The organism is Desulforadius tongensis, from assembly GCF_016907915.1.
GTDB classification, from domain to species: Bacteria; Bacillota; Desulfotomaculia; order Desulfotomaculales; family Desulfohalotomaculaceae; genus Desulforadius; species Desulforadius tongensis.
The window spans coordinates 43,933-57,436 of sequence record NZ_JAFBCW010000017.1 but is presented as its reverse complement, the minus strand read 5'-3'; the positions used below and the strand labels follow the sequence as shown (position 1 = coordinate 57,436).

General features: G+C 46.0%; 11 protein-coding genes. All 11 read right to left on the bottom strand.

Annotated features, from left to right (window positions below; translation table 11 throughout):
- Positions 1-812: 812 nt before the first annotated feature.
- Complete coding sequence (locus tag JOC37_RS08220) at positions 813-1,973, bottom strand: anti-sigma factor domain-containing protein (RefSeq protein WP_204617886.1); 1,161 nt, start codon at positions 1,971-1,973, stop codon at positions 813-815.
- Position 1,974: 1 nt separating this feature from the next.
- Complete coding sequence (gene sigI / locus JOC37_RS08215) at positions 1,975-2,718, bottom strand: RNA polymerase sigma-I factor (RefSeq protein WP_238480830.1); 744 nt, start codon at positions 2,716-2,718, stop codon at positions 1,975-1,977.
- 251 nt (positions 2,719-2,969) lie between these two features.
- Positions 2,970-3,551: an SGNH/GDSL hydrolase family protein gene (locus tag JOC37_RS08210; protein WP_204617884.1), complete on the bottom strand. Its 582-nt coding sequence runs from the start codon at positions 3,549-3,551 to the stop codon at positions 2,970-2,972.
- Between the two features lies 1 nt (position 3,552).
- On the bottom strand, positions 3,553-4,173 hold the full coding sequence (locus JOC37_RS08205; protein ID WP_204617882.1) for a DedA family protein: 621 nt from the start codon (positions 4,171-4,173) through the stop codon (positions 3,553-3,555).
- Between the two features lie 270 nt (positions 4,174-4,443).
- Positions 4,444-6,195, bottom strand: a complete 1,752-nt coding sequence (gene pyk, locus JOC37_RS08200; protein ID WP_204617880.1) for a pyruvate kinase — start codon at positions 6,193-6,195, stop codon at positions 4,444-4,446.
- Between the two features lie 27 nt (positions 6,196-6,222).
- Complete coding sequence (gene pfkA, locus JOC37_RS08195; protein ID WP_204617878.1) at positions 6,223-7,185, bottom strand: 6-phosphofructokinase; 963 nt, start codon at positions 7,183-7,185, stop codon at positions 6,223-6,225.
- A gap of 175 nt (positions 7,186-7,360) precedes the next feature.
- Positions 7,361-8,311, bottom strand: a complete 951-nt coding sequence (locus tag JOC37_RS08190) for an acetyl-CoA carboxylase carboxyltransferase subunit alpha (protein WP_204617876.1) — start codon at positions 8,309-8,311, stop codon at positions 7,361-7,363.
- Between the two features lie 2 nt (positions 8,312-8,313).
- Positions 8,314-9,162 (bottom strand): acetyl-CoA carboxylase, carboxyltransferase subunit beta, encoded by an 849-nt coding sequence (gene accD / locus JOC37_RS08185; RefSeq protein WP_204617874.1) that lies wholly within the window; start codon positions 9,160-9,162, stop codon positions 8,314-8,316.
- Positions 9,163-9,195: 33 nt separating this feature from the next.
- On the bottom strand, positions 9,196-9,387 hold the full coding sequence (locus JOC37_RS08180) for a glutamate decarboxylase (protein WP_204617872.1): 192 nt from the start codon (positions 9,385-9,387) through the stop codon (positions 9,196-9,198).
- A 158-nt stretch (positions 9,388-9,545) separates the two neighbouring features.
- Positions 9,546-9,776: a trp RNA-binding attenuation protein MtrB gene (mtrB, locus tag JOC37_RS08175; protein ID WP_204617870.1), complete on the bottom strand. Its 231-nt coding sequence runs from the start codon at positions 9,774-9,776 to the stop codon at positions 9,546-9,548.
- 95 nt (positions 9,777-9,871) lie between these two features.
- Positions 9,872-13,459, bottom strand: coding sequence for a DNA polymerase III subunit alpha (locus JOC37_RS08170; protein ID WP_338017367.1), 3,588 nt, complete (start codon positions 13,457-13,459; stop codon positions 9,872-9,874).
- Between the last annotated feature and the right edge of the window lie 45 nt (positions 13,460-13,504).

Below are 13,504 nucleotides of genomic sequence, written 5' to 3'. Positions count from 1 at the left end.
ATAAGCTCTTCCAGCTCTCCTGTTCAATATAAAATATCCATTGGCTTTATCGCCCTTGACATCCATCTCTCACTGTTTAGTTTTCAAGGATCGCTACCAGTTTTTGGGCCGCCTGGTTCAGCGGCAAGATTTAGTTTAACATCTTTGTCCCTTGATGTCAACTGGTATTTTTAATTTTTTTTGCCGCCGTTCACCGGCGACATTTATCATATTACCACTATTTATGTTTCTTTTCAAGTGTTTTGGAAAGAAATTTGTTTTGTCCGGCATATTTTTTATCCGGGCAGTGGTAAAAAGCATCAAGGCCCTTCTGTTGAGGAAGAGCCTTGACTAAAGCCTGCAATGACCTTCGCTACAGCCATTATAGATCCCTACACAGCCCCGGGCAACCTTTCGGCTGCCAAGAACCATTACGAAACCCATAATGACCTTTGCTCGACTATCATGGATCCCTGAGAAGCCCACCGTGATCTCTCGACCAGGGCAGACCCCAGCATAGTTCGGCACCAGCACCAAACTATTCGGAACCCATGATAATCTCAGCTCGACCAGCAAATATAATTTGTGACCCTAAAACGATCCTTCAGACCGCTGCAGAGCCTGCCATTACACCTGCCGGTCTTCCCTCCGGCCAACATTGAGCCCCCCGGACCCAAAATCGACCTTTGGCCGACCACGCACAGAGCCTAACATAGTAAACCCTGCGGCAGTCTGGGCTCAGCCATTGCAAACCCTTTTTTTATACTGCCCAACTTTACTTAAAATTAGTCCTTAATGCAAAAATTTATAAAAAACTTCCCCGGCCAAAGGTGTCACTTTTTATTATTTTTCTCCGCTTTTGTTTTGCATTTTTTTAAAGCAGGCGGCTGTGGGTTGTCTTTAATCTCTTTTTGTTTACCTTGTAACTGCCGCTCCGTTTTTTTCATCTGCCCCGGCGGCATCCGCTGCTCCTCTCGTTTTTCCTGCTTTTGATCATCATTTTGATCATCGTTCCGGGAATTGTTAAGTTTCTTATCCATCCCTGGCGGTAACGATCCCTTATTTTTTTCTTTTATTTCTTTCACTTTCTCCGGCAGAACCCGTTTCTCCTGTACTTCCGGTGTGTCATTACTGTTTTGGGGGAAATGCGGCAATTGATTGTTTGCTTTTAAAGGCACCCGCTGGGTATTTTTTTCATCCAGGTGTTTTTTTAATTTTTTCAATTGTCCCGGTGGTGCAGGGTCTTGAAGCAGTTTTTCTAACTGGATTTTTTTATTCTGCTCCAGCTGACTGATTCCTTGGCTGCTCAGTTCCTCAACAGATATTTTTATACCCTGTTTTTGGGCCTGCTGGTATATTAGATACTTACCTGCTGACAGGCCGCACTTTTCAGCTTCCCGGCGAATTTTTTCCCCCGCTTGTTTTACCAAAACCCGGGCGTTGATTTTTTTATCTTCCAGCGGCTTGTTAATGGCCTGTTGAACTTTTGTTTCTTCTATCAGTGCCGGACTTTTCTCTTTACCGGCAATTGTAACGGTAGAAAGTATCACATTGTTTTGGCCGCTTTTTATATAGCCCTCTTTAATGGCCTGCTCCACCAGCAGGGGCAGCGCCCGGTATAATTGCATACCGGTTATATTTATTTCTGAAATAATTTTTTTGCCGTCCAAATTAATCCCCCGGGCTTTTATCACGTTCATCCTTTCATCTACGGCCAACTCTATACTGGGGTTGATGTCCATGGTTACGTAGGCCATGGCCTGGGCTGAAAAAATATAATGATACCCGGGTATTAACAGTACCAGTACCAAAACTGCCACTGCTAAGAACATGGTTTTTACCGGTCTTTTTACCGGTGCTATCCTGGCTTCAATCTCTTCGCCCAGCTGCACCGGTTTATCCGGCAGCACTACTTTTACAAAATTGCCGTCCGGTGTCATTAAAATGCCTTTTTTTCCATCCTTCTGCACTAACATACCCTTAACCACAGCCATTTTAGGCTCCTCCCTTTCCCCAGTTAGTCAGCTTAAGATAAGAGTACATGTAAATAAAATTCTCCCGGTGGTAAAATAAAAGGGCCAGGGCAACAATATACCTTCTGCCGCGCTCTAAAGTCTTCCTTTTAACACCGGTGAGCAAACTCAGCTCCGCAATGGGCAGGCGCTTTTTGTCCAGCAGGTAACTCATCAAATCCTGGTTGTTTGCCAGCTGCCATGCTGTCCGGATTAAATTTTCCCTGGAGTCCCGGTGTTTGGGTGATACGTTTACCAGTTCTTCATAACTGAGATCAAATTGCTTCAGCAGTTTTCCAAACTCCAAAATCTCTTCTTTCCTTTCCCTGTCCACCAGTTCTTTTATATGCTTATCCCAAGCCTGGGTATTCTCGGCACCGCTGTACAGATACTCACTGCCTTCCACTGTCTTGTTTTCTAAAGAAATGGCGTTGTGCTTTGATTCCCGGCGAAAAAAATCTTTCAAACGACTTTTTATCACTATTCTGGCAAAAGCTAAAAAAGGGATTTGTTTGTGATGGGAGTAGCGATTAATTGCTTCATTCATAGCTATTAACCCGATGGAAAGTTCATCATCACGCCCCCATTCCAATTTTCGCTGGCAAAATGTACTTACCACACGCAGCACAAACGGCTTACCGGCATTTAGTACCTGTTCCCGCGCATCCGCATCCCCGTTTTGAGCACTATGCAGTTTCTCTTCCAGTACCCGTTCCAGCGCAGTCAAAATATCTTCACTCCTTCTGTCTCCCCTTCCTCCCTTTTCCGGCATTCTACCCTGAAAAAGCTGCCCTGCTGAGCCCGGCACCATTTGTACGCCGCTCACCGGTTTCGTATGGCAGGGCGGCTTTAATTAATGATACGATGGGGGAAGTATTTTTATGGGGACCTGTTAAAAAATTAAAAATAGCCCCCAAGAAATCTTGGAGGCCATTTTTTAGATTATTATACTATAAAATGCACATTTTACAATAGCTGTTATTTTTCTATATTTTGCAAATCAGCTTTAATACTTTCCGCTAAAAGACGATAACCCCGACGATTGGGATGACCGCCATCTACAAAAAGTGCTGGATCTCCCCGGCCGGTACCATTTTTACAAAGGGGAGTGTAAAAATCCAGCAATAGTATTTTCTTATCCCCGGAAAACACCTTTAACCAGTCTCTTATTTTTATAAGCCGGTTGTTAAACTGTTCCACATCTTTTAACTGGAAACAGGCCTGTACTTTATCTTTAATAATCGGGGGTATCAAACCAAGAATAGATTGGGCATTAATTGCGTAAACCATATCTATCATTCGTTTAAAGTTTTCTTTTGTTTTTTCCATGGGCACCCCCTGCCAGGCATCATTGGTCCCCCCCAGTATTATCACCGCCTTTGGCCGGTGGGGAGTAACATCCCTGTTAAACCTGGCCAGCATATCACCGGTGGTATGGTTATTAATTCCGGCATTTATTAAATTCAAATTTAAATCTTCTGCACACAATTGTACCCAGGATGCTTCTTTTTCGTACGGGTAACCCGCGGTAATACTGTCACCCAGGCATACAACAGTCAATTCATTCTCCCCCAATAAAATTTTTATTTAATTTTTTATGCTGGTAATACTTGTAACCAAAATACAGAAGTATCAAACTCCCCGCCGCAAGCCAGGAGTTCGTACCTATTAATTCGCCGGCTTTATGCCAACTGCGCCCAAAAATATAGCCCACAGATAAGTTAAAAGTTCCCCACAGCAGGGCAAAGACAGAACTGTATAATACAAACCAGATTATTTTTAGTCCGCTGATTCCGGCCATGTAGGGTGCAATGTTGCCCACCGCAGGTATAAAACGTCCTATAATTAAATAAGCGGCAGCTGAATGCTTTAAGGATTGCTGTCCCTTTTTAAAACCTTCGGGAGTAATTTTTAGGTACCTGCCGTATTTTTTTATGGTCGGGTAACCCACATGTTTACCAACAAAGTAAGCTGCAACAGCTCCGGACAGGTATCCTGTCACAACGGCCAAAACAGCCTCTACTACTCCCAAATCACCTCTTTGAATTAAAAAGCCGGACATAACAATCATTAAACCACCGGGAAAAGGTATGCCCAGTGCATCAATAAATACCGCCACAAACAAGCCTATGCCGCCAAGCTGACTTAAATATTGAAAAACTGCCCCTGTTAACTGCTCCAATCTTAATTCCCCCTCAACGTTATTATGTCCTGCTTACATAACTTAACAAGACAAAAAAGAGGGGAAACACCGTTCCACAAGCTGTCTTTCCGCCGGCACCTACAAAAAAACCCACTGCCGGGCAGTGGGTTTTTATTTATACTTTTATGGCAAGGATCGGAACCGCATCTTATGCAGTTCTTATCCCCGCCTGCAACACTGAAACTAATTATAGGATGGACATGTTAATTAAAAATCAAAAAAATGTTAAATTTATGTTAAGATTATTTATTACATTACCCGCGCCGTGCCAATGTAAATTAATCCCCTTGGCCCGTCAACTGTAATCATTTCCCCGTCGGGAATAATACCGGTGGCGCCGTCCACTCCCACCACCACCGGAATACCTATATTCAGTCCCACAATGGCAGCATGGGAGGTTAACCCCGCTTCTTCGGTAACTACGGCAGAACATTTCTCCATATAGGGAACAAAATCTTTATCGGTGCCAACGGTCACCATAATGTCTCCATCTTTAATCTTTTCCCGGGCATCCTTTACTGTACGACAAACTTTAACCTGACCTGTAACAGCTCTGCTGCCGATACCGGTGCCGCGGGCTAAAATATTACCCACGGTATGTACTTTAAGTAAATTAGTTGTCCCGTGTATACCCACAGGCACACCCGCTGTAATAACCACCAGGTCCCCGGCTTTAATTATCCCTGAGGCCAGGGCCACCTCTACTGTCTCTGCAATCATTTCATCAGTTCCTGTAATCTTTCTTACTAAAAGCGGTTCCACTCCCCAAACCAGCGCCATTTTACGCAGTACTTTTGGGTTTGGAGTTACCGCCACAATGGGACACCGGGGCCGGTATTTAGATATCATTCTCGCGGTATGACCGGAAGCGGTGGCTGATAAAATGGCCGCTGCTTCCAAATCGGCGGAAACGCTGCACACCGCGCTGCTGATGCCGTCTGTAACCGTTTTGGCTTTACCGTTACTAAATTTTTTAAAGTGTTTGCCATAAGGGAATGATTTTTCAACTCTAACGGCAATACGGTTCATTGTTTCTACTGCTTCCACAGGGTATTTACCGGCGGCACTCTCACCGGACAGCATAATGGCGTCGGTACCATCAAGAATGGCATTGGCCACATCCGATGCCTCAGCCCTGGTGGGCCTGGGATTGTGGGTCATGGACTCCAGCATCTGGGTGGCGGTAATAACCGGTTTGCCGGCCAGGTTGCACTTGGCTATTAATGTTTTTTGAATCATGGGTACGTCTTCGGCGGGTATCTCTACCCCCAAATCACCCCGGGCAACCATAATGCCATTGGATACCTTCAGTATTTCATCAAATTTATCTACAGCCTCACGATTTTCAATTTTGGAGATAATGTCGATATCAGCATTGTTTTCTTCCAGAATCTTTCTTATGGTTAATACGTTGTCCGCATTTCTAATAAAAGAAGCGGCAATAAAGTCCACCTGGTGCTCAATACCAAATAAAATATCTTCTATATCTTTTTCGGTGAGAGCGGGCAGGTTTACCTGCACCCCGGGAAGGTTGACTCCTTTACGGCTCTTCAATTCCCCCCCGTTAACCACCTTACAGCGTACTTCGGTATCGTTTATTTCTATGACCTCTAACTCAATCAAGCCATCGGCCACCAGTATTTTCCCACCCCTGGTAACATCCCTGGGCAGGTCTTTATAAGTTACAGAAACCCTGCTGTTGTCACCCTGAATTTCTTCCGTGGTGAGGATAAATTCATCTCCTGCTCTGAGCAGTATCGGTTCTTCAGCAAAAACACCGAGCCTTATTTCCGGGCCTTTGGTGTCCAGCATTATGGCAATATTTTTCCCCACTTCTGCAGCTGCCTGGCGAACTAAAGATATTCTGCGGGCGTGGTCTTCATGGGTGCCGTGGGAAAAGTTCATCCGGGCTACATTCATACCGGCCCTGATCATTTTTTTTAATATTTCCACATCTTCGCTGGCCGGACCGATGGTGCAAACAATTTTAGTACGTCTCAAAGGTTTCCCCCCCGTTTTTAGTACGTTTTAGATCGATAATATGTTTGCCAGTTCCAGCATTTCTGTATCCAAATCTTTTTTCTTTCCAAACACTTCATCCAAATCATAAGCAATGGTTTCTGAATTGCGTACACCCACTACTTTATTGGTATGTCCGTTCATCAATACTTCCACCGCTTTGGAACCCAGCAGGGAAGCCATAACCCTGTCGGTGGCGGTGGGAATGCCGCCCCTCTGCAGGTGGCCGAGGATGGTTACTTTGGTATCAAAACCGGTTAATTCTTTAATTTTTTGACCTATCTCCAACCCGCTGGCCGCTCCTTCGGCCACTATGATAATACTGTGCAGCTTTCCTCTTTTAACCCCACGCATCAATTTATTACAAATGTTGTTGATATCAAAGGGAACTTCCGGAACCAGTATGGTCTCCGCCCCACCGGCCAGCCCCGCTTTTAAAGCAATAAAACCAGCGTTGCGCCCCATCACTTCCACCACAAATGTTCTTTCATGGGATGTTGCCGTATCTCTAATCTTATTTATGGCATCGACAACATTATTAACCGCGGTATCAAAACCAATGGTATAGTCTGTTCCAGGTATATCATTATCAATGGTACCGGGCACTCCCACCACGGGTAAATTGTATTCCTCATGGAACACTTTGGCACCCTTAAAAGACCCGTCTCCACCTATTACCACCAATCCCTGAATGCCAAACCGTTCTACATTTTCGTATGCTTTGGCCCTACCTTCAGGAGTGGTAAATTCTTTTGACCGGGCGGTGTGCAGTACCGTGCCCCCGCGGTGAATAATATCTGCCACCGAACCCAGATTCATGGGCCACATGTCGCCTTCAATAAAGCCATTGTAACCCCTATTAATACCAATTACTTCCATCCCGTGATAGATGGCCTTTCTTACCACCGCCCTTACTGCGGCATTCATTCCCGGCGCATCTCCTCCACTGGTCATAACAGCTATTCTCTGCATTAATTTACCTCCCACTTACAAAAAGACACCTGCTTTTTATTTTTTTATTAAATATTTACTAAGCCGGTGTCCTTTAATGATTTCTTCAAACAGAAGAATTATAATATAGTTTGGGCCGTCAAGCCCAAACTAATTCTTCATTTTCATTCTAAATTTTTAATTGTCCTGTATTATTCTAGCCGATCTGTCCCACTGCTCTAAACTTCTCATATCTTTTTTCCAGCAGTGTATCTACGGGGTACTGCAGCAGTTCGTTTAGGTGTTTGCTGATTTCCCGGGAGATGAATTCTGCTGCCAGTTTATAATCTCTATGGGCTCCGCCCAGCGGTTCTTTTATTATACCATCAATCACCCCGAGTTCCATTAAATCTTGGGCTGTCAGCCGCAGTGCCTCTGCCGCTTCCCGGGCTTTACTTCCATCTTTCCACAGTATGCTGGCACAGGCTTCCGGGGAACTTACCGAAAAGATGGAGTGTTCCTGCATCAGTATCCGGTCGGCTACACTGAAAGCCAGCGCACCACCGCTGCCGCCTTCCCCAATAACAACTGTAATTAAAGGAACTTTCAGCGCTGACATTACCATTAAGTCCCTGGCGATGGCTTCGCCCTGGCCCCTTTCCTCCGCTCCCATGCCGCAGTATGCCCCCGGTGTATCTACAAAACAAAGCACAGGCCGGTTGAATTTCTCCGCCTGCTTCATTAATCTTAGTGCTTTGCGATAGCCTTCCGGGTGAGCCATGCCGAAATTGCGGGCTACGTTCTGCTTGGTGTCCTTTCCTTTAACATGGCCGATAACTGTAACCGGCCTGCCCTCAAAGCGGCCGATGCCGCCAACCACCGCCGGGTCATCTCCGTAAAGACGATCACCGTGCAGTTCCATGAAATCAGTGATTAATAATTTAATGTAATCCAGCGTATTGGGCCTTTCCCCGTGCCGGGCGATTAACACCTTTTGCCATGGTATCAGGTTGTTATATGTTGATTTCTTCAGTTCTTCCGCCCTTTGCTCTAATTTCTTGATTTCCGCATCCAGGTCTATCTCTTTTTCTTCGGCAAATTTCTTCAGCTCTTCAATTTTAGCTTCCAGTTCTGTTATTGGTCTTTCGAAGTCCAGTAAGCTGGCCATATCTATTCCTCCTCAGTATGCAGCGCAAGAATGTTTGCCAGCGTTTTTTTCATTTTGTCACGGGTTACAATCATATCCACAAACCCGTGCTGACGCATAAACTCGGCTCTTTGAAATCCTTCCGGCAATTTTTGTTTAATGGTCTGCTCAATAACCCTGGGACCGGTAAAAGCAATCAGTGCACCCGGTTCAGCAATGATAATATCCCCCAGGGAAGCAAAACTGGCTGTTACCCCCCCGGTGGTGGGGTCGGTGAGCACTGAAATGTATAAAATTCCGGCCTGGTCCAGCTTGGCCAGCGCTGCAGATGTTTTGGCCATCTGCATCAGTGACAATATACCCTCCTGCATTCTCGCTCCCCCGGAGGTGGCAAAAATAATTAACGGGTATTTCTTTTCCAGTGCTGCTTCAATTGCCCTGGTGATCTTTTCTCCCACCACCGAGCCCATACTGGCCATAATGAACCGGGAATCCATCACCGCCAGCACCACACGGTGACCGTCGATAGTACCTTCACCGGTGAGCACCGCTTCCCTCAGGCCGGTTATTTCTTGAGCTTTTAACAGCTTTTCCTCATAGCCGGCAAAGTTTAAAGGATTGCCGGATACTAATTGACTATCATATTCTATAAAGCTGCCCGGGTCCAGCACCATGTCAATTCGTTCCCTGGCACCTACTCTAAAGTGAAAATTACATTTATGACAAATTTTATAATTTTTTTCTAATTCCTTGGTGTATATTATTTCGTTACAGTTAGTACATTTTACCCATAACCCTTCGGGTATATCTTTTTTCTCAGTATCTGCTTTTACCGTAACGTACTTTTGTTTACGGAAAAAATCTAAAACCAAAACTCTTACACCTCTCCCTTATATGCAAGGACGTTAAAAGGAATTCATCACTTCCATGGCTTCATCAACTTCTGAAGCAGGAACTAATATTTCATAAGCACTGTTTTCAGCATCCTTACTGCCTCCAATGGGTTTTGTCTTCACCAGTAAACCTTCTGCAGTTAATTTTTCTTGTAACCTTTCAGCCTCAAGTTTATTTTGCGCAATATATACTACAGTCCACACATTGACGCCCCCCCAATTTTGCTAAAACGTCAATTCATTTTTCTACAAAGGGCCGTACAATCCTTTTTTTGTTCACAATTTTTTGTCTGCATCTAATTAACATAAGTATATCCAGAGTCTTTACTCTGGATACTAATGCCCTGTGTATGCAAAAATGATTACTCACCGCTGGTAATGATACCGTGCTTGGTCATTATTTCAGCCCGCCCACGTATTTTTATCGCCGATGTGTGTTCGGTAAACTGGGCAATCATTACTTCCCCTTTATCTAACTTTTCTGTATGGTGAAATTTAGTATCCTTACCCCGCGTCAGACCGATTATTGTAACCCCGTTATCCAGGGCCTTAACAACCACATATTCTCCGGCAATGGCCAGTGCATCATTCATGCATATCACCCTTTTTTCCTATATTTAACATATATTATCATATTATTGACCTACTGACAAGAAACAGTTTGTATTCATAATACACATGTTCATTTTTAAAAATCCAGCAGGGAGCGGAAGCCGCCATCGTACCCATGTACTTCTTCCACAGCGGCAGACTGTTCCCGGTAAGTTTGTTTATTTACCCGCCTGCTTGAAAGGGCGGTGGTAAATTCTTTGTACTTTACCGCCTTCCATTTAACCACCACGTTATCTTTACCCAGCAGCTGCTGCAGCCGGTACACCACCGGTCCCGGTGCTTTCACCGAGTAACCGGCAGACAATTTATTTACTTTTTTGCTGCCGCTGTAATAAATATTAACCCTCTGCTCCCCCGGGTAATTTTTTATAATCTCCAATATCTGCCGCTGCAGCTGCTGATCCGGTTCTTTCAAGCGCAGGTACAGCACGCGATTCAACTTATCCAGCGGAACTATTTCTTTGGCCAGCACTTTTATTTCCCCTTCGCTGTTCTGCACCTGGCCAACGACAATTACCGGCTGATCATTTTGCAGTGCACCGCTGCACCTGCGGTACACGCTGGGAAAAACAACCAGTTCACAGCCCCCGGTTATGTCTTCCAAGGCAGCGAAGGCCATCATTTCACCTTTGGAAGTGGTAATGGTGCGGGCGGTGGAAATCATCCCCCCCACCGCCACCGTCTGCTGTTCTTCCAGCTCGCCCAATTCCGACAACCGGTGACTGGCCACATCTCGAAACACATTTTGATATTCTTCCAGCGGGTGACCGCTGATGTACAAACCCAACGCTTCTTTTTCCATGGCCAGCAAATCTGCCGGTGAATATTCCGGCACATCGGGTATTTCAATTTCCTGTATCTGGGGATTTTCTTCTCCCCAAATATCTAATAGGCTGATTTGGCCGCTTTCACGATCCCGCTGGGCCTGTTGAGCCAATTCCAGCCCCTTTTCCACTACCGCCAGCAGCTGTGCCCGGCCATATCCCAGGGAGTCGAAGGAACCCGCTTTTACCAAACTTTCCAGCACCCGTTTATTCACCGAGCGGGGATCAATACGCCGGCAAAAATCACTGTAATTTTTAAAATAACCTTCTGCCTGCCTGCTGGCAATTATCTGCCGCACCGCACCCACGCCAACGTTTTTAACTGCAGTTAAGCCGAAGCGTATTTTTCCTCCCACCACCGCAAAGCTTTCCTGGCTTTCGTTGACATCGGGAGGCAGCACTTCAATACCCATGCGCCGGCACTCATCTATATAGGCGGAAACCTTGTCTGTATTGTCCCGCACCGATGACAGCAGGGCCGCCATATAGTAGGCCGGGTAATTTGCTTTTAAGTAAGCGGTTTGGTAGGCCACCAGTGCATAGGCAGCAGAGTGACTTTTATTAAATCCGTACCCGGCAAAGTATTCCATTAAATCAAAGATTTTTTCCGACAGCTGGCGAGAATATCCCTTGGCCAGCGCCCCGGGAATGGGGCTGGACAGCGGCCGGCCCTTTTCATCACAGGTGGCACCGTGAATAAACCATTCCCGGTGCATCTTCATAATAGCCGGTATTTTTTTGCCCATGGCCTTTCTTAATGAATCAGCCTGTCCCAGGCTGTAGCCGGCCATAATTTGAGCAATTTTCATTACCTGCTCCTGGTACAGTATTACCCCGTAGGTTTCTTTTAATACCGGTTCCAAGTCCGGGTGCAGGTAGTCCACCTGCCGCAAACCATGCTTATTCTTTATAAAATCTTCCACCATACCGCTGCCCAGCGGACCGGGACGATACAGCGCCACCAGCGCTATCAAATCTTCAAAGACGGTGGGTTTTAATTCCTTTAATATTGCCCGCATACCGCTGGATTCCAGCTGAAAAACACCGGCACTGTTTCCCCGGGCCAGCATTTGATATGTTTTTTCATCATCCAGCGGGATATTTTCGATGTCCAGCTGAACGCCGTTCTGCAGCAGCATGTCCACCGTCTGCTGGATAACAGTGAGGTTGCGCAGACCCAGCAGATCCATTTTTAACAGTCCCAGCTCTTCCACCGTACCCATGGGAAACTGGGTGGTAATGGAACCATCAGAGGTACGGTGCAGCGGTAAATAATTAGTCAGCTGCTCCCGGGAAATCACTATCCCCGCTGCATGGGTGGAAGCGTGCCGGGGCATTCCTTCCAAAACACCGGCAGTGTCAATGAGTTTTTTGGCTTCCGCGTCAGACTGGTACAGCTGCTTCAGTTCCGGGGAGTGTTTTAACGCCTTTTCAATGGTCATATTTAACTCCGCCGGCACCATTTTAGCCACTTTGTCTACATAAGCATAGGGCAGGTTTAATGCCCGGCCCACATCCCGAATGGCCGCCCGGGCCGCCATGGTACCAAAGGTAATAATCTGGGCCACTTTATCGGCACCGTACTTTTGTACCACATAATCAATTACTTCCCCCCGCCGCTCCTGGCAGATGTCGATATCAATATCCGGCATGGAAACCCGTTCGGGATTTAAAAAACGTTCAAACAGCAGGCCGTATCTCAGGGGATCGATATTGGTAATACCAAGTGAATAGGCCACAATGCTGCCGGCAGCACTGCCTCTACCCGGCCCCACCGGAATATTATTTTTTTTCGCATAATGGACAAAATCTCTTACAATTAAGAAATAGGCAGAAAAACCCATCTTTTGAATAATGTTTAATTCATGCTTCAACCTGTGCTCTACCTCCGGGGACAGCTGGCCATATCTTTTCTGCGCCCCTTGATAGCACAGAAATTCTAAATAACTTTCAGCGGTATATCCCCGGGGAACGTCGTAATAGGGCAGGTGCATCTGACCGAAATCAATTTTAACATTACAGCGTTCAGCTATCTTTAACGTGTTTGTTAAAGCTTCCTGCTCTTCAGCAAACAGGCGGGCCATTTCTTCCGCACTTTTTAAATATAATTGATCGGACTGAAACTTCATCCTGTCCGCCTGATCCACCGTTTTACCGGTTTGTATACACATCAGCACATCTTGAATTTCCGCATGGGACTGCTCTGTATAGTGCACATCGTTGGTTGCCACCAGCGGCAGCCCCATTTCTCTGCTGATGCTGATCAACTCCCGGTTGGCCACTTTTTGTTCGGGGAAACCATGATCCTGCAGCTCCAGGAAAAAGCTGCCGGCACCGAAAATATCGCGGTATTCCGCTGCCGCCTGCCTGGCTTTTTCCGGCCTTTGGGCTACAGCGTGAGCGGCAACTTCCCCGGCCACACAACCGCTTAACGCTATTATTCCCTTGGCATGCTCAAAAAGCGCTTCTTTGTCAACCCGCGGCTTATAGTAAAATCCATCGGTATAACCCTTGGACACCAGTTTGATTAAATTTTGATAGCCCTCTTGGTTTTCCGCCAGCAGTACCAGGTGGTAAAGCCGGTCGTCCACCTTGGGAGTACGGTGTTTCATAGTCCTGGGGGCCACATATACCTCGCAGCCCAAAATGGGTTTAATACCTTCCTCACGGCACTTTTTATAAAATTCCACCACTCCAAACATCGCCCCGTGATCAGTGATGGCCAGTGCCGGCATGCCTTTATCTGCAGCTGCCCTGACCACATGATTAATACGCGCCGCCCCGTCCAGTAAACTGTATTCACTGTGCAAGTGCAGATGAACAAACCGGTTGTTTTTCACTAATCCCCACACCCTTACAGGAAAAACTAATATAATAATTATACA